Source organism: Corynebacterium sp. KPL3927, assembly GCF_040225835.1.
GTDB lineage: Bacteria > Actinomycetota > Actinomycetes > Mycobacteriales > Mycobacteriaceae > Corynebacterium.
Genome location: NZ_JBEHGD010000011.1, coordinates 1 through 20,696 on the forward strand (window position 1 = coordinate 1; position 20,696 = coordinate 20,696).

Below are 20,696 nucleotides of genomic sequence, written 5' to 3' on the forward strand. Positions count from 1 at the left end.
ATGCAGCCGAAACACTAAACAGTATTCAAAAAGATGCGTATTCCAACACCTTACCGGCACACACCAACCAACAAACCTACTTTAAGCTTGCTGGCCAACAGACCAATCAACACACAACCATGCACACAAAAATAAAAAATAAGTACATTGGCACACTATTGAGTTCTCAGACATCGTCACCACACAACAGCTACATACTCAAAAGCATGGAACTCGTTGCGAGTAAAAAATTGTTTTTGTCAGGGCCTGTTTTCCTGTCGCCGCTTCAGCCAGAGACAATGTCTTGTCTCTGTGGGGCGCTGTCGGTCGCGCTGACTCGTATTAAGTTACACACCGCTTTAAAGTTTCACAAACTTGCTGGTCAGCACGGATTTCAGACACTTCTATTTCATGCCAAACCAGCCCGCAAGGCCTTTCTCCCACAGGCTGCTTATGCGGCTTGCGTATATCGGCAGGGTTGCGGCCCATACGGCGTAGATGCCGAGGCTTATAAACATCCCCACCGCGGCCGAGACATAGCCTTGGACGAAAAGCCAAACCAGCGGTGCGATACCGAGGAGGTACGCCACAAAAACTCCAAGAGTCCTCTTCTCTAGGAACTCGAGGTACGTAAGACCAGGTACGGTGACGGCCGCGATTGCGGTGATGCCGGCGGCGACCTCGATTGTGTTCCCCCAGAAGGAAAGGGCTAAGCCCACGGCGGCACAACCAAGGACGAAGATGAGCCCAGTCGCTGCAGTCATGGTCGCCCAGCGGCGGCGCGTGCCGCCGAGCGTGACATAGTCCCTGAGCGTATCCCGCAATATGCCCATGGTTTGGCTGAGGAAAAAGGAGAAGAGCACCCAAGCAATGAAAGCGATGAATTCCATCGGTTCCCACAGCGTGCTCATTAGCGAAAGCACAACGTTGATGGATAAAAATACGACGACCATCAGCCACATTCGGACCTGGCGGCGGTATACAGCCTGTGCGTCGAGCGTCGGCGGGAAACGCCCAAGCTTGGATGCAATTCCCAAAGGGGTCGTCGAGTACCCCGTCCTGGTTGGGGTTGGTTTGCGCCACAGTGCCCATGCCAATGCCGCCGCATAAACGGCCAACGCCCACCAGCCCTGCCGTGCAGCCGTTCCTGCCATGGCTACAACAGCAAAAACCGTGACGATAATCCGGCGGTGTTCATTCCATATCTGTGAGCTCAAGCCAAGTACTTGGTACTTATCAAAACTGGGTTGATACGTCAGGATGGGCACAAGGGGCAAGAGCAAGGTGACAGTTCCCCACTTTTCGCCAAAAAGTACGGGGTAAAGCGCGATGAAGAATAGGACTGTAACCCAAACCCATTCCGTTGTGTGCCATAGAAGTTTCATGACTGCTCCTCCAATGATCGGACAGCCTTTTCAAGTGATACCTCTGTTACCCGGAGGTGATGTTCGTTGGCATAGCGGAAGACGGGATCGGGCGAGGTAGTGCGGGCATCGACAAGCACCTGGTCTCCCAGGCTGGTTGAAGCGCGCTCCAATACCGGCAGGTCCAGTGCGGAAATGGCCGCGGAGATCGCTTCTTCGGGCCCGCTGATTTCCAGGAAAGAATCGACAAATTCGTCTACGGGGCCGCTAATGGGGTGCTCCCCCATGAGGGAAATGGTGTCCAGTAAGCCCTCTATCTCGTTGAGGTGATGGGTGGATACCACGATGGTGCGACCGTGTTCTTCCCGGAGGACCTGGTAAAAGAGTTCGCGCCGCGGCAGGTCGAGGCCCAGATAAGGCTCGTCCAAAAGCATTATTTCGCAGCCAGAGGCAACGGCGAAAACAAATCCCAACGCCGATTTCTGCCCGCGGGAGAGCGCGGAATACGCCTTATTTGGGATGTCAAAGCGCGCGATGAGGTCGTCGTATCGCTCCGCATTCCAGTTGGGCCATCGGGCCTGGCCGACGGCACCGAGTTTCTTGCTACCCCACGAATCCGGCAGCGGATTGTCGATGCCCATGAGGATTACCCGGTTGAGCACGGATTGGTTATCAAAGGGCTGGCGGTCAAAGACCGTGATGCGGCCGGATTGAATTTGGCCGGCGATTTTTCGCAATAAGGTGGTCTTGCCAATTCCGTTGCGGCCGACCAAGCCATGGGTAAGGCCTGCGGAAAAGGTGAAATCGCGGGTAGTAATCATGAGTACATTCCTCTGCTTTCTGCAACCCGATCGAAAAGGTCATGGAGCTGGGCGCGGTTGTAGCCCAGGCGCACTGCTTCATCGACAAGCGGGGCCATATACTCCGCGGCAAAGTCGCCTCGCCTGCGCTCGCGGATGGCACGCGAAGCACCCTCGGCCACAAACATGCCGATGCCCCGCCGCTTTTCCAGCACCCCTAAGTCCACCAAGAGGGTGATCCCCTTTCGCGCGGTTGCGGGGTTGATGTTGTGGAAATCCGCCAACTCATTGGTGGAAGGCGCCTTATCGCCCTCCGCCAGAGTGCCGTCCACAATGGTGTCTTCCACCAAGGACGCAATCTGCCGAAAGAGCGGCTGCGTGGAGTTATCCATCATCACCTTCGGCTCGTTAGTTACTTAGTTAGTTGTGTAACTAACCATATAACACGCTTGCCGACGCCGCAATGGTCACCGAAATCTTTTCATTTGCGGCCAATATGCTGGGAATTAGCGAATTGTGATCGACGTTTCGGGGTGAATAAGGCACACTGGAGGTAACAAAGAATTTTATTTAGAACAATTAGAACGGAACTTAGGAGCCATGCTTGAACGCACACTTGTCTTTGTCGATACCTCATACCTGCTCGCGAGCTTTTATAACTCCTGGGAAACGGGGGCTCGCGCGCAGCTAGAAATCGATCTGCCCGAGGTGGTCAGCACCATGGGCGGGATGATCGAGGAGCAATTAGGCAACCCGATTCAGCGCCAATACTGGTACGACGGAATCCCGGATACCGGTCCACACCGCTACCAACGCGCCCTTCGCACCTGCGAGGGCGTGCAATTGCGCACAGGGCAACTCATTGAATGGGGTGAGCGACGCACCCAAAAAGGCGTCGACACTCGGCTCGTGGCCGATATGGTCATGGCCGCTATGAAGAACCAGTTCACCGATTTCGTTCTGGTCAGCGGCGATGCTGACATGATCCCCGGCGCGCAGACCGCCGTGGACAATGGCATCCGCGTGCACCTGTACGGCTTTGGCTGGGATTCCATGTCCGCAGCGCTGCGCCATACGTGTGATTCCACCACCATCTTGGATCCGCGCGAGGACTTCGCGGATTCCATGGAGCTACAGGTCCTCGAAGGCCCGCTTCCCCCGGTGGTGCGCGATACGGCGCAGAAGGCAGAGGGAGCAGAAGAGGAGCTTCCAGGCACCGAGCACTGCGACGAGTGCGAGGAGCCCTCCGAGGTGGAAACCGCATTCGGCACCCCGGAAAAGCCCACGCCGGCGCCCGCCCCAAAGCCTGCGCCGCCCCAAAGCGCACAGCAGGCCGCAACCCCAGCCCCACAAGAGCAGGAAAAGCCCTCTGCAGAAGCGGAGAAGGGCCCTGCCGAAGAGGCCGAGGCTACCGATCAAGCAGCACCAAAGCCTGCGCCGAAACCGTCAATGATGGCACCGCGGCGCAAGCTGCGCTCGAAGTACGTCCCACTGCCAGAAGAGGTCTGGAGCTCTGCTGGGTTCCAGTCCCCATTCGATGTAGGCCAGCAATACGCATCGTGGTGGTTTGATAATGCCGCCAACTCAGAGCAGCGCGACCAAGCCCACTTACTGTCTGGCGGCGGATTGCCACCGGAGATCGACCGCCCGCTGCTACAGTTCGCCTGCGAAACCCTGCATGAATACACGCTGACGGAAACCCAGCGCGTGAACTTGCGCGATGGGTTCCACTCAGGGATTCGCGGCGTGCTTATTAATATCCGCCGCGAGAATTAATCCCCGGATTCGATTTCCTTCTTCTTGGCCATATCGGCGCGCAGCGCATCCAGCCGCGCGCTGGCCTTCATGTCGTTGCCGGCCGCTTGATTCTCACTCATGCGGTCGCCGCCGGTTGCCTGCTGCAATTCTTGTGCACCAAGGGCATCGGCGTAGCGCTTTTCGATCTTGGAGCGGACGGAATCCAGGCTCGGCACGGAATCATCGGGCTTGAGCTCGTTCATGGAATCGAGCGCTTCCGCGTTCTTCTCCTGCATAGCAGCCTGATCCGCCTGCGCTTCTAGCTGGCTCACCTGGGCCAACTGCTCCTTCAGGCGAGCCTCGGATTGTTTTTGCTGGTTCTTGGCCTGTTCAGCCGCCTGCTCCGCCGCCGCGTACTGCTGCTTGACGTCTTCCAGTTCCTGTTCCACCGCAACGAGCTGAGAGGCCACTACCTCAGCGGCTTGGTTGTACTCGTTCGCCTTCTGCGGGTCCTCGGCGGAATCCGCAAGCTCCAGTGCGCGCTCGGTCTGAGATTGGTAATCCTGCTGGGACTTCACCAGGCGGTTCATCTGCATTTCCAACTGAGACTTGTGCCCGATGATCTCTGCCGCATGATCCGAGATTTCCTGGTGCTGTTCCTTGGCGGCCTTGACCGCCTGCTGGATTTGGACCTTTGGATCGGCGTTCTCATCAATCTTTTGATCGAGAGAACTCATCACGTACTTCCAGCCCTTGCTGAAGGGGTTAGCCATCACTATCTCCTTTGGTCATAAAAAAGACGCTTTCTAGCGAGTTTAGCGATACTCACCAGAAAGCGCCGTGGAAGCTCTGAAAATTCAGATTCTATGCCTGCTGTGCGTTCTGCTCTTCAACCTGGCGGCGAACATCAGCCATATCAAGGTCCTTAACCTGCTTGAGCAGATCCTCCAACGCTGCGGGCGGCAGTGCGCCGGCCTCGCGGAATACGAGGATGCCATCGCGAAAGATCATCAGGGTAGGAATGGACTGAATCTGCAGCGCGGAAGCAAGGCCCTGGTTTGCCTCGGTGTCCAGCTTGGCAAAGGTAGCATCGGTGTGCTCCTCGGATGCCTTCTCGTAGACAGGGGCAAAGCGCTTACATGGGCCGCACCAGTCCGCCCAGGCATCGACAAGCGTAATGCCTTCGCCGGTTACGGTCTGTTCAAAGTTCTCTTCAGTGACGTCGATAGTAGCCATACTCGTTGTAACTCCTTTACATTGTGGTTTATTCCCCACCGTACCTAAATTCCTCCCTTGCCTGATACCCCTAGGGGGTATAGAATGGAAGCATAAGCAACCGAGAAAGGATGATAGTCATGGCAACGAAGAACTACACCGTAGAAGGAATGAGCTGCGGACACTGCGAAATGTCCATCCGCGAAGAGGTAGGCGAAATCGCCGGTGTTGAGGCAGTTTCTGCAGACCACACCACCGGCGGAGTGTCTGTCTCCGGTAGCGATTTCACCGATGAGCAAGTGGCAGCCGCCGTAGCCGAAGCCGGATACACCCTTAAGTAGGCGAATACTATGTCACACGTTGATCTCGGGGTCTCGGGCATGACCTGCACGTCCTGCTCTTCCCGGGTAGAACGAAAGCTCAACAAGGTAGACGGCGTTGAGGCGAGCGTAAACTTTGCCACCGAATCCGCCTCTATTGAGTTCGATCCGGAGACTTCTACGCCCGCGGATCTGATCAAGGTCGTCGAAGGCGCCGGATACAGCGCTTTCGATATGTCCGGCAGCGATGACAGCGACCAAGACGGGGACGCAGACGCAGAGGGCACGCCGGTTGATGATGCCCGCGCTGCCGAACAACAGAGCCTGCTGCGGCGTACCATCATCTCCGCGGTATTGTCCGCCCCCATCATGGCTGTCTCCATGGTGCCCGCCCTTCAGTTCCAGAACTGGCAGTGGGCCTGCGCCATGCTGGCCACCGTCGTCTTCATCTTTGGTGGCGCCCCCTTCCACTCCGCTACGTGGACCAACCTGAAGCACGGCTCGTTCACCATGGATACCTTAATTTCCATGGGCACTTCGGCCGCATACCTGTGGTCCCTGTACGCGCTATTCTTTGGCAACGCCGGCGAGCCCGGCATGACCATGAGCATGTCGTGGTCCTCCAGCTCGGCCGAGATGGACCATATCTACTTTGAGTCCGTGGGAATGGTCATTACCTTCCTGCTCCTCGGCCGCTGGTTCGAGGTCAAGGCCAAGGGACAATCGTCCGAGGCGCTACGCACCCTGCTATCCATGGGCGCGAAGGAAGCCTCCGTGCTGCGCGATGGCAAGGAATCGCGCATCCCCATCTCTCAATTGCAGGTGGGCGATGTCTTCGTCGTGCGGCCAGGCGAAAAGATTGCCACCGATGGGGAGGTCGTCTCCGGCAATTCTGCCGTGGATGCCTCCATGATCACCGGTGAATCCGTCCCGGAAGAAGTAGGCGTGGGCGATACCGTTACCGGCGCCACCATTAACGCTTCCGGCAAGTTGGAAGTCAAGGCCACCCAGGTGGGCGAGGACACGGTGCTGTCCCAAATGGCCACCTTGGTCACCAACGCACAGGCATCCAAGGCGCCCGTGCAGCGCCTGGTGGACCGCATCGCACAGGTCTTTGTACCGGTAGTCATCGGCATTTCCGTCCTTACGCTGCTAGTGCACCTCATCTTTGGCGGCGTGGCACCGGCGTTTATCGCCGCTGTTTCCGTGCTGATTATCGCCTGCCCCTGCGCGCTGGGCCTTGCTACCCCGACCGCCATCTTGGTCGGCACGGGGCGCGGTGCCCAGCTGGGCCTGCTCATTAAGGGCCCGGAGATCCTCGAGTCCACCAAGCAGGTCGATACCATCGTGATGGATAAGACCGGCACGGTGACCGCCGGGGAAATGTCCGTTACGGCCGTGCATGGCGATGTCCTCGATTACGCCGCCGCCGTCGAACGGAACTCCGAGCACCCCATCGCCCAGGCTATTGCCCGTGAGCGCGACGTGGAGCCCGGCACCGATTTTTCCACCAGCACCGCTGGCGTGGAAGCAACGGTGGATGGGGTGCGCGTGGGCGTCGGCAAGCCGCGTGGAGACCTAGGCCAATACGCTGAGGCCTTCCGCGAGGCAGAGACCGCGGGCGCTACCCCGGTGGCGGTGTACCTAGACGATGACCTCGCTGGGCTCATTGAGGTCCGGGACACCGTCAAGCCCACCTCCGCCGAGGCCGTCCAGCAGATGAAGAAGCTGGGCCTGACCCCGCACCTGCTGACCGGCGATAATGAGGGCGCGGCCAAGCGCGTGGCAGAGGAAGTTGGCATCACCGAGGTCACGGCTGGCGTGATTCCGGAGGAAAAGGTCGACGTCATCAAGAAGCTGCAGTCCGAGGGGCACAATGTGGCGATGGTTGGTGACGGCGTCAACGATGCCGCGGCCTTGGCCCAAGCGGACCTTGGCTTGGCGATGGGCGCCGGTACCGACGTTGCCATCGAGGCCTCCGATATCACCTTGATGAATGGGGACCTGCGGTCTGCCGCCGATGCCATTCGCCTATCCCGCCGCACGCTGCAGATCATTAAGGGCAACCTGTTCTGGGCCTTTGCCTACAATATTATTCTCATCCCCGTGGCGGCCTTTGGCCTGCTCAACCCGCTATTTGCCGGCATTGCCATGGCATTGAGTTCCGTATTCGTCGTCTCTAATTCCCTGCGTCTCCGGAAATTTTCTAGCCAGCGCTATGATTAGCGCATGCTCAGCCGCAATGAACGATTAGACCGGCTTCCGGTCACCAGCAAACACAAGCGCCTACTCTTGGGCTCCGGCCTAGGGTGGGCGCTCGATGCTATGGATGTCGGGCTCATTTCCTTCATCATGGCCGCCCTGGCCGTGCATTGGGATTTGAGCAGCACCCAAACCTCCTGGCTCGCCTCTGTTGGCTTCCTCGGCATGGCTCTGGGCGCGACATTCGGCGGGCTCCTTGCGGATAAATACGGCCGCCGCCACATCTTCTCCCTCACCCTCTTGGTCTATGGCCTGGCCACCGGCGCTTCCGCCCTGGCCGGTGGGCTGACCATGCTTATCATCTTCCGCTTCATCGTCGGGCTGGGCTTGGGCGCGGAGCTGCCGGTCGCCTCCACGCTCATCTCCGAGTTCTCGCCGCGCCGCATCCGCGGGCGCATGGTGGTCCTCCTCGAGGCCTTCTGGGCGCTCGGCTGGATCCTCGCCGCGCTCATCGGCACCTTCATCGTGGGCGCCGGCGAAAACGGCTGGCGCTGGGGTTTTGCCGTGGGTCTCATCCCCGCCGCTTATTCGGTCTACGTGCGCCTGGGCTTGCCGGAATCGGTGCGCTTCCTCGAGTCCAAGGGCCGCCACGAGGAGGCCGAAGAGATTGTGGCGTCCTTCGAAGAGGCCGCCGCGGGCCAGCCGCTTGACGATGCCCACCCGGAACCCACCGCCTCCACCGAGACCTCCATTTGGGGGCCGGGCCTGCGCCGGCGCACGGCGGCGCTGTGGACCATTTGGTTTTGCGTCAACTTCTCCTATTACGGCGCCTTCATCTGGATTCCGTCCCTGCTGGTTGCCGATGGTTTCTCGCTCGTAAAATCATTCAGCTTCACCCTCATCATTACCCTGGCGCAGTTGCCGGGCTATGCCACCGCCGCCTGGCTCATTGAGGTCTGGGGCCGGCGAATCACCCTCGCCGTGTTCTTGGTCGGCTCCGCCGTCTCCGCCGGGCTCTATGGAACCGCAAGCTCCGAGGTATTCATCATCATCGCCGGGTGCCTGTTGTCCTTCTTCAACCTCGGCGCCTGGGGTGCCCTGTATGCCATTGGTCCGGAGCTCTACCCCACCGCGCTGCGCGGTCGCGGTACGGGCGCCGCGGCGGGTTTTGGCCGCATAGCCTCCATCGTGGCACCGCTTATTGTGCCGCCATTGATCGCGGCGACCGGTGCTGGATTCCTCTTTGTGTTATTTGCGGCCGCATTCGCCATCGCCGCCGTAGCGGCATTTACTTTGCCTGAGCTGAAGGGTGAGGCCCTTGCTCGATAAATTAGCCCTAAGCGCCTGGATAAGCGTCATGGTGGCACTGACCACCCTGAAGGCCTTCTTCCAGATCGGTTACCTATGGAAACCCGAAAATCAACGCGTCCGCGAGCTCCATTTAGTTCCCCTCGATGAATTCTCCGGTAATAGTTGGTTCGCCCCGCTTTTTGAATACGCCGGTAATACCGCCTTCTTCATCCCCTTCGGGCTCCTAGTATTTACCCTTTGCCGTTCCGTAAAAGTATCCACGGCCTGGGGGTTCGCGCTGAGCTTAACGCTAGAGACGGCCCAATATGCCTTCGCGCTGGGCCGTACGGATATCGACGATCTGCTGTTTAATACCCTCGGCGCGCTCATCGGTGCAGCGATCGCCTACTGGTGCGGCCAACGCTTCTTCCCGGTTTGGCGGTGGCTCTCTCTGGCCGCGGCCGCGGTCTTTATCGTGTTGGTGATTCTAGGTCCCCGATTAGGAGACCCCGCCGCCGTCGTGGACCTTTAATCCTTTTATCCGTGCGCCATGTTGACGAACTTGGAGTAGTGCAGCTGGTGGGCCACTTGCACGGTGTCAATGGGCCCGCCGCGGTGCTTGGCCAAGATAATATCCGCTTCACCGGCGCGCTCGTTATCTCGGTCCTGCGAGTCTGGGCGGTAAAGCAGCATCACCATATCGGCGTCCTGCTCCAAGGAACCGGACTCACGCAGGTCAGCCAATTGCGGCTTCTTATCGTTTCGGGCTTCAGGTCCACGGTTCAGCTGCGAAATGGCAATCACCGGCACCTCAAGTTCCTTGGCCAAGAGCTTGAGCTGGCGCGAAAATTCCGACACCTCTTGCTGACGTGACTCTACCTTTTTGCCCGAGGACATCAGCTGCAGGTAGTCCAAAACGATGAGGTCGAGGCCATGTTGCTGCTTGAGCCTGCGGGCCTTGGAGCGGATCTCCATCATCGTCAGGTTTGGGGAATCATCGATGAAAAGCGGCGCATCTTGAATGCGGTTAAGCGTGTCATCGATCTTCGCCCAGTCTTCCGTGGACACCCCGCCACTGCGCATATCGGTGAGCTTGACCTCGGATTCCGCGGAGAGCAGGCGCATCACGATCTCTGAGGCGGACATTTCCAGGGAAAAGATGACCGAGGACTTGCCATGCTGCAGCGAGCACGAGCGAATGAAGTCCATCGCTAGCGTGGACTTACCCACACCGGGTCGCGCCGCCACGATGATCATCTGGCCTGCGTGCAAACCATTGGTGAGCTTATCCAGATCAATAAATCCTGTGGGCACACCCAATTCAACGCCGCCAGCCTGCTGCAGCGCCGCCAACTCATCAATGGTCGGGTCAATCAGATCCCCCAGCACGCGGTAGTCCTCGGCGGTTTTGCGCTGGGCGATGGCAAAAACTTCCTGCTGGGCCCGGTCGATCACCGATTCGATCTCAGCATCCTCCGTGCCCGAAAAGCCCAGTTGGACCACGCGCGTACCGGCATCCACTAGCCGGCGCAGGACGGCCTTTTCCGCCACGATCTCCGCGTAATAGCGGGCGTTGGCAGCGGTGGGAACCGTAGCCAAAAGCGTGTGCAAGTAGGGCGCTCCGCCAACGCGCTCAAGGTTATTGAACCTATCCAACCGCGAGGAAAGGATAAGCGGGTCAATGTCTTGGCCCGCTGCATAAAGGTCCAGCATCGCGCCATAAATTAGCGCGTGGGCCGGATAATAAAAGTCATCGGGTTCGAGCTCTTCAATAACTTCCATGACCGTATTGGGGCTGAGCAGCATTGCACCCAATACGCCTTGCTCGGCTTCCCGGTCCGATGGCGGCTGGCGATACTCTTCATAACGCTGCGGTTGATCCTGTCGGTACCGCGGCCGGCGCGCTACGGCGTTATCCGGCGCAGGTGGTTCCGGTGGAAGCTGTTCATCATCAAAACTTGCGTTGGTCATGTGTTCCCCTTGGTGTCCGTGAAGCGACCTAGCGTAACGTTGTCCAAGTGTAGACGAGGGCCTGGACACTACCCGCCTGGGCATAACTTCCACAGTTATCCACAGGGGCTTGTGGAATTACCTGGTAGGCCGATCCTTGCATTTCATTTACCGAGGTCACGGGTGTGGATAACTCAACACCGCCCTGACCTGCAGCGATAATAACCGCTGGTCAGAGCCGTTATTTGCTAGTGTGAAAATTCCCACAGCGTAGCGGAAAATAGGCCGTGACCAGCGGTAAAGTCGTGACAAAATCGTGGTGTCCCCGAACCCTGAATTCCACATTCATCCACAGATTTTCACAGTTATCCACAGGCCAGTTGGGTAGGCAAAAGGCCCCAGGAATTCTCCACCTCACATAGAGAATTCTTGGGGCCTTAAGCCGTGCTGTTGTCTTTGGGTCTGTGGACCGTCGAGCGCTGCTTAGGCAGCGACGACCGAGAAGTTCACCTTGCCGAGCACGTCAGCGTGCAGCTTCAGCTCGACCTGGTAGTTGCCGGTCTTCTTGACCAGGCCCTTGGGCATATCAACGATACGCTTATCCAAGTTAGGGCCACCGGCCTTGGAGACGGCCTTGACAATGTCTTCTGCGGTAACGGAACCGAAGAGCTTGCCGGAAGTGGAGGTCTTAACCTTGACCTCAACGTTCGTCAGCTGCTCAAGCTGGTTGCGGACCTCGCGTGCGTGGTCCAGGTCGCGAATTTCGCGAGCTTCCTGGGCGCGCTTGATGCCCTCAATCTGCTTCTCAGCGCCGCGGGAAGCCACGATAGCCAAGCCGCGGGGAAGCAGGTAATTACGTCCGTAGCCGTCCTTAACCTCAACAATTTCGCCAGCGGCGCCGAGGTTCTCAACGGCAGCGGTGAGGATCAGCTTCATGATCCCTGCCTTTCAATTGAGTTAGTTGAATAGTTGCGGGTGACAGACTTAGAACGGGGGTTCAGAATCAGCGCCTCCGAAGCCGCCAGCGGGCGGTGCGGAGTTCCACGGATCCTCTGCAGGAGCCTGGTTCTGCTGCTGCGACTGCTGCTGTTGTTGTCCTCCAAAGCCGCCCTGATTATTGTTATTCGAGCGCTGCTGCTGGCCGCCGCCATAGTTGCCGCCGCCCTCACGGGGATTGCGGTTTACCTGTGCGGTGGCGTAGCGGAGCGACGGACCGACCTCATCGACGTCGATCTCAAATACAGTGCGGTTTTCACCCTCGCGGGTCTGGAAGGAACGCTGCTTCAAGCGGCCGGTAACGATGATGCGCATGCCCTTGCTCAGGGTCTCGGCGACGTTCTCCGCCGCCTGGCGCCATACGTTGCAGGTCAGGAACATAGCTTCGCCGTCTTCCCACTGGTTCGTCTGCGAATTATAGCGACGAGGCGTGGAGGCGACGCGGAAGTTAGCTACCGCCGCACCCGCTGGGGTGAAGCGAAGCTCGGGGTCAGCAACCATGTTGCCCACCACCGTAATATTGGTATCTCCCTGTGCCATGTCTTTACTCCTTATCGGTTACGTGGATTGTGCCTGATCCCAGTATCCGCTATTTGCTGTCGGTGCGCAGAACCTTGGTACGCAGGATGGTGTCGTTCAGGTTCAGGCGGCGGTCGAGCTCGGAAACCGAAGGGTGCTCGCACTCCAGGTTAACGACGGCGTAAATGCCCTCTTCCTTCTTCTCGATGGGGTATGCAAGGCGACGCTTGCCCCATACATCGAGGTTCTCAACCTTGCCGCCGTCCTTGCGGACGATGTCGAGGTACTTATCTAGGGACGGGGTTACGGTGCGCTCATCCTGATTAGGATCCAGAATGATCATGACTTCGTAGTGACGCACGGACCTCATCACCTCCTATGGTCTAGTCGTTTTCGGCTGCATCACCTTTGCGGATGCAGCAGGAGGGTACGTTGCGTCAAGCAACCCCACCACAGTACCGCATATGACCGGCGAAAAGAAATCTATCCCGTCGTGGTGGCGGCAAAAAAGATAGCACACGTCGCAGGGATGATGGTGAGAAAAACAATGGCGAGGACGCCCAAGATGGGCCCGCGCCTATCTTCCCGGTTATGAAACAGCCAAAAGGCAGCCATGACGCAGATAAAGCCCAACAAGATCGACACCATGCCGATTAAGGTCACAATCATTGAAATACTCCCGCCAATGGGTCGCGGCCCGTATGCGCAGCACGCACTTTATCTTCCGTGTTATTCCACATTTGCCGCAGAACAATCACCGCCATGGCGATAATGAATCCATCGCGCACGAGGATCGCCATGTCCAAAAGCTCGTGGGGAATGCCCTTATTATCAATGCCGAGCATGTGCCACATAAGTAGGGGCCATACGAGGGCATCGGCAAGCGCCCAGCCCAAAACCAACCGCCAACGCGGCACGGCCAAGGCCGCTGGGACCAGCAGCCAGAGCGAATACTGCGGGGACCATACCTTATTGAACAGCAGGAAAGCCGCAACGATGAGGAATACCAACTCCGCCACCCGCGGGGTAAGCGGGCTGCGCCAGCCGGCCAAGGCAATACAGACGCACAAGAAGATGAATGCCACGAGGGAGAAGGTATTCAAAAAGTCCTGGCTGAAAGAAATGCCCGAATTCCGGCTAATCAGTGCATACAGGGTGGTCCATTCCGCGCCGCGCTCCTGGTTCAAGCGGAAAAATTCCGCCCAAGCCGCCGGGTATTTCAAGGCGACGGGAAGGTTGACCACGAGCCACGCGGCGGCCGTAGCGACGGCGACCTTGGCAAAAGCGTCCCAGCGGCGATTGCGCCAGGCAAGGACGAAAAACGCACCAAGCAGGAATACCGGCCATAATTTGAATGCGGTTCCAAGGCCGATGAGGATGCCGGCGAGCCAGGGGCGGTGGCGGCTAATGGCCAGCAGCGCGCCGACGGCAAAGGCGATGGCAGGTATATCCCAATTGCTAAAGGCATGGATGATAATCAACGGGCTGGCGGCCACCAGGATGGTGTCCCACGTGCGATTTCCCACCAAAAGGTAGACCATGTAGATGACGCCGACCCAGATGCAGGCCATGACCATGGCGGTTAGCCCAAAGTACCAACCAGCGGCGGGCACCCCGGCCCACTCCACGAGCCCATAGGTATGGCGCGCAATCCAGCCCATCAGGCCCTGGAACATGCCCGCCAATACCGGGTATTCCATGTAGCGGGTCAGGCCATCTTCCTGCCAGGAAAAGGCGTAGGGAAAGCCCGGTTGATCTAAACCGCGGCCTTCATACAGCGGGACGATGTCGTTATAGCAAAAAGAGGTGTACTGGCGGTTGGCGGACCAATCCAGGTTGATGGTGCCGTCTTCGCCGCGAGTACCAGCAGCGCAATTTGCCTTGGTTAAGAACCCGCCGGCTAAGAAAACCCAGGCTACCGCGATCAACGCGCGCAACGGGGTCCACCACTGCGCGCGGCTACCCCGGGCAAAGCGTCCCCTCGGCCCGCCCAGGAACTCGATGACGCCCCGCGCCATCGGTTCGTCTGCTGCGGACAAGCGCTGATCTTGGCTCACGCGTACCGCTCCTTGCTTAGCCTAAGAGGTCAGCCAGGCCGCCTTCGCGGTCAAGGATGTCATCTAAAGACGGAGCTTCGGGTGGGGCCGGCTCATTATTGCCGCCGCCGTTGCCCCGGTTGCCACCGTTACCATTATTGCCTCCCTGGGTCTCCGGCTGCTGCGATGGGGCATCGCGACCCGCTTCCGGGCTTTCCGCAGGTGCTGGGCTGGTCTCTTCTTCAGGAGCGCCATTTTGCGCTGGACCAGTGTAGTTCTGGGTACTTTGCCCGCCGGCGCTACCACCTGGGTTGTAGGCCGGAGCGCCACCGCCGGCAGAAACCGTGCCGAAGCGTACGGGGTAAGCAGAGGGGAATTGCTGGAATTCCTGGTCCGCCAAGGAGTTATCCAACACGGACTTCCAGATCTTCGTCGGTGCGCCCGCACCGTACATGATGCCGCCATACTGATCGAAAATGGCAGAGGTGTTATCGGCCGTACCGACCCACACGGCGGAGGCAAGCTGCGGGGTGGCGCCGACCATCCACGCATCCTTATTAGTTCCCGAATCACCCAGCTGGGTCGTACCGGTCTTGGATGCCGAAGCACGTCCGCCCGCCAGCGAGCCGTTGGACCATGCCGCCACCGGCCCCATGGCCTCAAGGACGTTATTGGCCACATTGGCAGAAACGCGGCGCTCGCCCTCATCGTCTGGGTGTTCATACAGAACTTCACCGGCGGCATTTTCTACGCGCTGCACAAAGTGCGGGTTGTGCCAGACGCCCTGGTTCGCAAGGGTAGACATCGCGGTTGCCATGTCCAGCGGACGGGACTGGTACTGGCCCAAGACCACGCCTTCGAAAGGCTGCTTGCCGTTTTCGGTCAGCGTCTCTTCGATACCCGGCAGCGAGCGAGCAACGCCCAAGGCGTGGGCCATATCCGCGGTGTCCTGGGTACCGTTCTTCAGATCGCTCTGCAGGCGCAAGTAAGACGTGTTCAGGGACTGCTTGGTGGCCTCGCGCAGGTCGCATACGCCACAGCCGCCGCCCACGTTGGTGACCAGATCGGAGCCCGGCAGCTGGTACGGCGCCGAGGAGTAGTTGGTATCCAAGCTAATGCCCTGCTGCAGTGCAGCGGCAAGCGCCATAATCTTGAAGGTCGAGCCGGTCTGTAGCGGCGAATTGGCGTAGTCCCAACCGTTGGAATCATGCCCGCCAAAGTAACCGCGCACCGCACCCGTCTTCGGGTCGATGGTCACGGAAGCTGCGCGGGCGTCTTCTTGCAGCGGCGCCAGCTGGTCATCGACTGCCTGCACCGTATTGTTTTGCACGTTCATATCAATGGTGGTGGTAATGCGCAGGCCGCCGGTAGAGACCTGATTTTCCGTAATTCCTACCTCTTCAAGCTCGCGGATGACCTGGTCCTTAATGTGGCCATTAGCACCCGGGGCTTCCGTATATGCCGAATACTCAGAGGGGTCGCGGGTCTCCGGGAAGACCATTCCATCGCGCTCTTCCTTGCTGAGATCGCCCATGTCCACGAGGCCGTCAAGAACGTAGTTCCACCGGTTTTCGGAACCTTCCTGGTTCACGCGCGGGTCCAGGCCAGAAGGCGACTGGATAAGACCGGCGAGCATGGCGCCTTCCTCAGGGGTGAGGTCCTTGGCGTCCTTATCAAAGTAGGCGTTGGATGCAGCCTGGATGCCGTAGGCATTGCGGCCGAAGTAGACCGTATTCAGGTAGGCGTTGAGGATGTCCTCTTTTTCCCACTCGTTGGTCATCTTGATGGAGTAGATGAGCTCGCGCGCCTTGCGCACGTAGGAGTATTCGTTGCCCACCAGGGTGTTTTTCACGTACTGCTGGGTAATCGTGGAACCACCACCGGCGGTGTCATTGCCGGTGACCTTACCCAGCACCGCGCGGCCCAAACCGGTGAAGGAAAAGCCGGAGTTATCCCAGAAGTCGCGGTCCTCTGCGGCGAGCACGGAGTCCTGCACAAAGACGGGGACCTCATCCAAGGTCACGTGCGTGCGGTTGCCTTCCGGCGGAACCAAACGCGCCAACTGGGTGTCGTTATCGGAGGCATAGATGGTAGAGACCTGGTTATTGGCCAGCTCTTTGGGCTCCGGAACGGTGTATTGCGAATAGGCATACGCAAAAAGGCCTGCAGGCAGTGCCACAAAAACCACTAGGAGAGCCACAACGACCCACGGCCAGATGCGGCGCTTTTTGGGTTCTTCGCCTTCTTTACGGCGGTCCACCTTAGTGGACTCGCCAGTAGATTCCTTCTCGGTCACTGATTCGTGTCCTCATTCATCCCTGGTAACAATCTAAATAATTGCAGCTTACTGCCTAAGGCGGTGCGTCGAAAACTAACACGCGTTAAAAGCCGTTGCAGAACGCAACAAATGATTCCAGCGGCAGTGCCGGCAGACCTCCACCTCGTGCACGGTAAATTCCAGGCCTTCGCCGACAAATTCCGCTATTTCTTTCTCGCTGCGGGCGCTTCCGGCGCGCCGACCCAGGCTCTCGCCGTACACCCACCGGGTTAGGCGCAGGTTCTCCCCGCAGACCGGGCAAGGCTTATCCATGGTGCGCCCGTGGTGCTCGGCGGCGGCCCGGAGGAGGAAGTCCGCGTCACACACCTCATCGCGCCCCAAGTGCCCGGCGCGGTATTCGCGGACGTGTTGGGTGCGCTCCCATTCGTGGGAAAGCTCGTGCTTAAAGGCAACGGAATTCACCCGCATTATCTTAATTTCCTCTTCTTGATCGATCCATATGCCGTCGTGCTACCACCAGGCATAATTTCTGGCCTAACGTTGCGCAGGCACCACACAGCAACGAATTTATAAAGGAGCATAGTGTGTCTGACAAAGTAAAGGTCGCCATCGTCGGCGTCGGCAATTGCGCCACGTCCCTTATTCAGGGCGTGGAGTTTTATCGCAACGCCGCAGCAGAGGAAAATATTCCTGGCCTGATGCACACCCAGTTCGGGCCTTACCACGTCGGCGATATTGAGTTCGTCGCGGCCTTCGACGTCGATGGGGACAAGGTGGGCAAGGATCTTGCGGAGGCTACCCGCAGCTCCCGCAACTGCACCATCACCATCGCAGACGTCCCAGACCTCGGGGTCACCGTTCAGCGCGGCCCCACCATGGATGGCCTGGGCCGTTACTACCAGGAATCCATCACGGAATCGGATGAAGCTCCTGCCGATGTCGCAGCTGCCCTCCGCGAGGCCGGTGCCGAGGTTGTTGTTTCTTATCTGCCGGTTGGTTCCGAAGAGGCGGATAAGTTCTACGCCCAGGCCGCTATCGACGCTGGTTGCGCATTCGTGAACGCCCTGCCGGTCTTCATTGCTTCTGACCCAGAGTGGGCCAAGAAGTTTGAAGACGCCGGCCTGCCCATCGTGGGCGATGACATCAAGTCCCAGGTTGGCGCCACCATTACCCACCGCGTTATGGCGAAGCTTTTTGAAGACCGCGGCGTGCGCTTGGACCGCACGATGCAGCTCAACGTGGGCGGCAACATGGACTTCAAGAACATGCTGGAGCGCGAGCGCCTGGAATCTAAGAAGATTTCCAAGACCCAGTCCGTGACCTCCAACGTGCACAATTCCCCTATTGCTGGCAAGCGCGCAGACCGCAACGTCCACATTGGCCCCTCGGACTACGTGGAGTGGCTGGATGACCGCAAGTGGGCCTATGTCCGCTTGGAGGGTTCCGCATTCGGCGAGGTCCCGCTGAACCTGGAGTACAAGCTCGAGGTCTGGGACTCCCCTAACTCCGCCGGCATCATTATCGATGCCGTCCGTGCCGCCAAGATCGCCTTGGACCGCAAGGTTGCCGGACCGGTACTTTCCGCTTCCTCCTACCTGATGAAGTCCCCTCCAGTGCAGAAGGGCGACGATGTCGCGCGCAATGAGCTGGAAGATTTTATTAAGGGAAGCTAATTTTTTCGTCGCGATACTACCGCCAGACGGTAGGGCACGATAGAATTTAGTTCTATGACGCAACACCATGATGAGACGGACCCAACGAAGTCCCCGTCCAACTACGAGGACGCGGTAGAGGTAGCGCGGGACATCCAACCGGCGCTCAATAAGTTAATTCTTATTTTCCAGCGCACTGCAGAGGGTTCATCGCTGACTACCTCGCAGGTCTCCATCATGAACCAGTTGCGCTTGCGCGGGCCTTCCCGCGTATCCACCATCGCCCAGGCGGAGCTTATCCGCATGCCCACCGCGTCCAACGCGCTCTATCAACTAGAACGCCGCGGGTTCGTGGAACGCCACCGCGATGAAGAAGATCGCCGCGGCGTGCTGGTCGCGCTCACCCAACTGGGCGAGTCCGAATTGGCCATTGTTTCCGGGCAACGCGCCGCGGCCCTTGCGGAGATTATGCGGTGGCTCGAGCCCGAAGACTTGGCCACCGCGCGCGAGATGGGCGCGGTCATTTCCAAGCTTGCGGATGTCTACCGCCCCACCATGGATAGCGAGTAGCGAGCTTACGGCCACATGCAATTTTAGTTTTGCGGTCGCAACAGACGATAATGAGCTTTAGTACTCATTAAGCTTTCGCATACTTATTCATTCTATGGGCAAAAAATCTAACCAACCGCTGCTGCCGACCCTGCATAAAGGCTCGGCCAAAGAGCCGTTGCGCATCCTCATTTCGTGGAGTCCTTCCTCTTCCGGTACGGAACCCCTCGACTTCGCCGCATGGCTATCGCGCACCGCGGTGATAGAGGTGCGCGTTATTTCCACGGTTTTCCAACCGTGGACCACGACGTCCTTGTCCAAGCTAGGCGGGAAATACAAGAAGTGGTTTAAAGAGCAAAAGCAAGCGTGCGCATCAGCCACGGCTGCGGCCCTGACGGAGGCAGGTATCCCGGAAAAGTACTGGGACGATACGCCCTCCGTGCTTGTCGATGGCCCTTCCCGCCCCCAGCTTCTTACCGAGATGGCCCAGGATTTTCAGGCCGATCTCATACTTTTAGGCCCCAACCAGGCCGCGCCCAAGGGCCGCTTTTTCCCCAGTTCAACTGCGGATACCCTCCTGCACTACTCGCCACAATCTTTAGGGCTTATCCCGCGCAAGGCCAAATTATCGAAACACGGCGTGACCCGCTTTAATTTTGTCATTACGGAGCGCGGTGACCGTGCGGATAGGGAATTATTGGGTGCAGCCGCGCTGGCGGATCGCTGGGATCTACCCCTGCGCATCTTGGCTTTCTCAGCGAATGACCTGCTGAATTCCCCGTCGAAGGATAAAAGCGATATTGCGCTAAAGCTCACCGCCGAGTGGCACGAGGATTCGTTAGCAATGCTCGACCGGGCTCGCGACCGCATCCAAGATGCTTACCCGGAGCTCGAGGTCTCCTCTGAGATCGGTTCCGGGGCCGGGTGGTCCGGTGCCGTTGATTCACTCAAGTGGAAAAAGGGCGATCTAATGTTGATGGCCTCTACCCCACAAGGCCCCATCGCGCGGGTCTTTTTGGGTTCTAACGCAACCGAGTTGCTCCCTCATATTCGCGTACCGGTACTCATTCACCCCGCGACCGACTAAGCTTTGATGTATGAGCTCGCGCCCAGAGCACCCCGAAAACGACCTGACGACCGACGCCGATTATGCCAACGTGCGCCGGCCCGAGCCGCAAAGCTTCGATGATTTGGCAGACGAGCCCGATCCCGTCGAGGTAGCCGCCGCCAACCGGCGCTCCACACGCCAAGCCGTCTGGTACATGGTGTCCGTGCTGATCATCTCCGCGCTATATGGCTTCGGCGTCGCGCTCTTTTCGCGCCTTACCGGCGGCCCCCTGTGCGAGGACGGCACCGCAAGCTGGCTGTGTACCGAGGGCCAAAGAAACTTCTTTGCCATCTCCACCATGATCATCCCACTGCTGGGCATGATTGGCTGCGCGATCATTATGGTGCGCAAGCTGCGCCGCTACCTGCGCTGGCGCAGCTGGATGGCGATCTTTTGGGTGGTGGCCTTCAACTTCATGATTTGGGCCATCAGCGATATTCAGCTTTTTCTGGTGAACTAGGCTTCCGCATAGAATATCGCACCCACCTTATCGCGGAGGTAACCAGGCGCGCGGTTGCGTCCGCTAGTATGGTGTATCTGTAACCCGTGGTAAGCCTCGTGCCGGTGCACAATAAGGCGCGCATCACGGGTACGAAGTTCGCGACCGGCTAGCAAAGTTAGGAGCCGTCTCATCCAAATGGGTATTTCCCAGTTCTGGAGCTGCCAAAAAGGAGTATTACATCAGTGGCGAAGGTGAGCTT

At 58.6% G+C, this 20,696-nt stretch carries 22 protein-coding genes; 9 read left to right on the forward strand and 13 right to left on the reverse strand.

The window, feature by feature from the left end; all coding sequences use genetic code 11:
• Window positions 1-383: 383 nt before the first annotated feature.
• From ABRP86_RS06790 to ABRP86_RS06800, 3 genes are read right to left on the reverse strand one after another with little or no spacing between them, the layout of a single operon-like run.
• Window positions 384-1,364, reverse strand: a complete 981-nt coding sequence (locus ABRP86_RS06790; RefSeq protein ID WP_239269623.1) for a hypothetical protein — start codon at window positions 1,362-1,364, stop codon at window positions 384-386.
• On the reverse strand, window positions 1,361-2,164 hold the full coding sequence (locus ABRP86_RS06795) for an ATP-binding cassette domain-containing protein (protein ID WP_239269622.1): 804 nt from the start codon (window positions 2,162-2,164) through the stop codon (window positions 1,361-1,363). Before ABRP86_RS06795 ends, ABRP86_RS06790 begins: the two co-directional genes overlap by 4 nt.
• Window positions 2,161-2,535, reverse strand: a complete 375-nt coding sequence (locus tag ABRP86_RS06800) for a GntR family transcriptional regulator (RefSeq protein ID WP_035108334.1) — start codon at window positions 2,533-2,535, stop codon at window positions 2,161-2,163. The genes ABRP86_RS06795 and ABRP86_RS06800 overlap by 4 nt, the downstream gene beginning before the upstream one ends.
• A 208-nt stretch (window positions 2,536-2,743) precedes the next feature.
• On the opposite strand from ABRP86_RS06800, the gene ABRP86_RS06805 reads away from it, so the two are divergent.
• Entirely contained in the window at window positions 2,744-3,919 is a 1,176-nt protein-coding gene (locus tag ABRP86_RS06805) for an NYN domain-containing protein (RefSeq protein ID WP_239269620.1), read from the forward strand.
• Here ABRP86_RS06805 and ABRP86_RS06810 read toward each other — a convergent pair.
• Entirely contained in the window at window positions 3,916-4,653 is a 738-nt protein-coding gene (locus ABRP86_RS06810; RefSeq protein WP_349863275.1) for a PspA/IM30 family protein, read from the reverse strand. The genes ABRP86_RS06805 and ABRP86_RS06810 overlap by 4 nt on opposite strands.
• A gap of 91 nt (window positions 4,654-4,744) precedes the next feature.
• Window positions 4,745-5,116 (reverse strand): thioredoxin, encoded by a 372-nt coding sequence (gene trxA, locus ABRP86_RS06815; protein ID WP_023024472.1) that lies wholly within the window; start codon window positions 5,114-5,116, stop codon window positions 4,745-4,747.
• A gap of 119 nt (window positions 5,117-5,235) precedes the next feature.
• On the opposite strand from trxA, the gene ABRP86_RS06820 reads away from it, so the two are divergent.
• From ABRP86_RS06820 to ABRP86_RS06835, 4 genes are read left to right on the forward strand one after another with little or no spacing between them, the layout of a single operon-like run.
• Window positions 5,236-5,436 (forward strand): heavy-metal-associated domain-containing protein, encoded by a 201-nt coding sequence (locus ABRP86_RS06820; RefSeq protein WP_349863278.1) that lies wholly within the window; start codon window positions 5,236-5,238, stop codon window positions 5,434-5,436.
• Between the two features lie 9 nt (window positions 5,437-5,445).
• The gene (locus ABRP86_RS06825) at window positions 5,446-7,641 is read left to right on the forward strand and encodes a heavy metal translocating P-type ATPase (RefSeq protein ID WP_349863280.1); all 2,196 of its coding nucleotides are present in this window, start codon (window positions 5,446-5,448) and stop codon (window positions 7,639-7,641) included.
• 3 nt (window positions 7,642-7,644) lie between these two features.
• Window positions 7,645-8,946, forward strand: coding sequence for an MFS transporter (locus ABRP86_RS06830; RefSeq protein ID WP_349863282.1), 1,302 nt, complete (start codon window positions 7,645-7,647; stop codon window positions 8,944-8,946).
• 28 nt (window positions 8,947-8,974) lie between these two features.
• On the forward strand, window positions 8,975-9,439 hold the full coding sequence (locus ABRP86_RS06835) for a VanZ family protein (RefSeq protein WP_284630582.1): 465 nt from the start codon (window positions 8,975-8,977) through the stop codon (window positions 9,437-9,439).
• A 5-nt stretch (window positions 9,440-9,444) separates the two neighbouring features.
• On the opposite strand, the gene dnaB is transcribed toward ABRP86_RS06835, so the two are convergent.
• The 8 genes from dnaB to ABRP86_RS06875 all read right to left on the reverse strand — a co-directional run bounded on the left by dnaB (window position 9,445) and on the right by ABRP86_RS06875 (window position 17,154).
• Window positions 9,445-10,878 carry a replicative DNA helicase gene (gene dnaB, locus ABRP86_RS06840; RefSeq protein ID WP_349863285.1) on the reverse strand — a complete coding sequence of 478 codons (1,434 nt, stop codon included), beginning with the start codon at window positions 10,876-10,878 and terminating at the stop codon, window positions 9,445-9,447.
• Between the two features lie 462 nt (window positions 10,879-11,340).
• The gene (rplI, locus tag ABRP86_RS06845) at window positions 11,341-11,793 is read right to left on the reverse strand and encodes a 50S ribosomal protein L9 (RefSeq protein WP_023024485.1); all 453 of its coding nucleotides are present in this window, start codon (window positions 11,791-11,793) and stop codon (window positions 11,341-11,343) included.
• 48 nt (window positions 11,794-11,841) lie between these two features.
• Window positions 11,842-12,393: a single-stranded DNA-binding protein gene (locus tag ABRP86_RS06850; RefSeq protein ID WP_349863287.1), complete on the reverse strand. Its 552-nt coding sequence runs from the start codon at window positions 12,391-12,393 to the stop codon at window positions 11,842-11,844.
• Window positions 12,394-12,442: 49 nt separating this feature from the next.
• On the reverse strand, window positions 12,443-12,733 hold the full coding sequence (gene rpsF, locus ABRP86_RS06855) for a 30S ribosomal protein S6 (RefSeq protein WP_023016353.1): 291 nt from the start codon (window positions 12,731-12,733) through the stop codon (window positions 12,443-12,445).
• A 122-nt stretch (window positions 12,734-12,855) separates the two neighbouring features.
• Complete coding sequence (locus ABRP86_RS06860) at window positions 12,856-13,041, reverse strand: hypothetical protein (RefSeq protein WP_349863290.1); 186 nt, start codon at window positions 13,039-13,041, stop codon at window positions 12,856-12,858.
• Window positions 13,038-14,429, reverse strand: coding sequence for a glycosyltransferase family 87 protein (locus ABRP86_RS06865; protein ID WP_349863293.1), 1,392 nt, complete (start codon window positions 14,427-14,429; stop codon window positions 13,038-13,040). Before ABRP86_RS06865 ends, ABRP86_RS06860 begins: the two co-directional genes overlap by 4 nt.
• A gap of 16 nt (window positions 14,430-14,445) precedes the next feature.
• Window positions 14,446-16,704, reverse strand: a complete 2,259-nt coding sequence (locus ABRP86_RS06870) for a transglycosylase domain-containing protein (protein ID WP_349863295.1) — start codon at window positions 16,702-16,704, stop codon at window positions 14,446-14,448.
• A gap of 75 nt (window positions 16,705-16,779) precedes the next feature.
• The gene (locus ABRP86_RS06875) at window positions 16,780-17,154 is read right to left on the reverse strand and encodes a DUF5318 family protein (RefSeq protein ID WP_023024493.1); all 375 of its coding nucleotides are present in this window, start codon (window positions 17,152-17,154) and stop codon (window positions 16,780-16,782) included.
• A gap of 116 nt (window positions 17,155-17,270) precedes the next feature.
• On the opposite strand from ABRP86_RS06875, the gene ABRP86_RS06880 reads away from it, so the two are divergent.
• The 4 genes from ABRP86_RS06880 (at window position 17,271) to ABRP86_RS06895 (ending at window position 20,455) form a co-directional block, all read left to right on the forward strand.
• On the forward strand, window positions 17,271-18,359 hold the full coding sequence (locus ABRP86_RS06880; protein WP_239269610.1) for an inositol-3-phosphate synthase: 1,089 nt from the start codon (window positions 17,271-17,273) through the stop codon (window positions 18,357-18,359).
• Window positions 18,360-18,413: 54 nt separating this feature from the next.
• On the forward strand, window positions 18,414-18,908 hold the full coding sequence (locus tag ABRP86_RS06885; protein ID WP_239269609.1) for a MarR family winged helix-turn-helix transcriptional regulator: 495 nt from the start codon (window positions 18,414-18,416) through the stop codon (window positions 18,906-18,908).
• Window positions 18,909-19,002: 94 nt separating this feature from the next.
• Entirely contained in the window at window positions 19,003-19,974 is a 972-nt protein-coding gene (locus ABRP86_RS06890; RefSeq protein WP_349863298.1) for a universal stress protein, read from the forward strand.
• 10 nt (window positions 19,975-19,984) lie between these two features.
• Entirely contained in the window at window positions 19,985-20,455 is a 471-nt protein-coding gene (locus tag ABRP86_RS06895) for a hypothetical protein (protein WP_349863300.1), read from the forward strand.
• Window positions 20,456-20,696: the final 241 nt, after the last annotated feature.

Coding starts and splice junctions, on each gene's coding strand:
- ABRP86_RS06790 (WP_239269623.1), bottom strand. CDS start 1,364: ATGAAACTTCTATGGCACACAACGGAATGGGTTTGGGTTACAGTCCTA.
- ABRP86_RS06795 (WP_239269622.1), bottom strand. CDS start 2,164: ATGATTACTACCCGCGATTTCACCTTTTCCGCAGGCCTTACCCATGGC.
- ABRP86_RS06800 (WP_035108334.1), bottom strand. CDS start 2,535: ATGGATAACTCCACGCAGCCGCTCTTTCGGCAGATTGCGTCCTTGGTG.
- ABRP86_RS06805 (WP_239269620.1), top strand. CDS start 2,744: ATGCTTGAACGCACACTTGTCTTTGTCGATACCTCATACCTGCTCGCG.
- ABRP86_RS06810 (WP_349863275.1), bottom strand. CDS start 4,653: ATGGCTAACCCCTTCAGCAAGGGCTGGAAGTACGTGATGAGTTCTCTC.
- trxA (WP_023024472.1), bottom strand. CDS start 5,116: ATGGCTACTATCGACGTCACTGAAGAGAACTTTGAACAGACCGTAACC.
- ABRP86_RS06820 (WP_349863278.1), top strand. CDS start 5,236: ATGGCAACGAAGAACTACACCGTAGAAGGAATGAGCTGCGGACACTGC.
- ABRP86_RS06825 (WP_349863280.1), top strand. CDS start 5,446: ATGTCACACGTTGATCTCGGGGTCTCGGGCATGACCTGCACGTCCTGC.
- ABRP86_RS06830 (WP_349863282.1), top strand. CDS start 7,645: ATGCTCAGCCGCAATGAACGATTAGACCGGCTTCCGGTCACCAGCAAA.
- ABRP86_RS06835 (WP_284630582.1), top strand. CDS start 8,975: ATGGTGGCACTGACCACCCTGAAGGCCTTCTTCCAGATCGGTTACCTA.
- dnaB (WP_349863285.1), bottom strand. CDS start 10,878: ATGACCAACGCAAGTTTTGATGATGAACAGCTTCCACCGGAACCACCT.
- rplI (WP_023024485.1), bottom strand. CDS start 11,793: ATGAAGCTGATCCTCACCGCTGCCGTTGAGAACCTCGGCGCCGCTGGC.
- ABRP86_RS06850 (WP_349863287.1), bottom strand. CDS start 12,393: ATGGCACAGGGAGATACCAATATTACGGTGGTGGGCAACATGGTTGCT.
- ABRP86_RS06860 (WP_349863290.1), bottom strand. CDS start 13,041: ATGATTGTGACCTTAATCGGCATGGTGTCGATCTTGTTGGGCTTTATC.
- ABRP86_RS06875 (WP_023024493.1), bottom strand. CDS start 17,154: ATGCGGGTGAATTCCGTTGCCTTTAAGCACGAGCTTTCCCACGAATGG.
- ABRP86_RS06885 (WP_239269609.1), top strand. CDS start 18,414: ATGACGCAACACCATGATGAGACGGACCCAACGAAGTCCCCGTCCAAC.
- ABRP86_RS06890 (WP_349863298.1), top strand. CDS start 19,003: ATGGGCAAAAAATCTAACCAACCGCTGCTGCCGACCCTGCATAAAGGC.
- ABRP86_RS06895 (WP_349863300.1), top strand. CDS start 19,985: ATGAGCTCGCGCCCAGAGCACCCCGAAAACGACCTGACGACCGACGCC.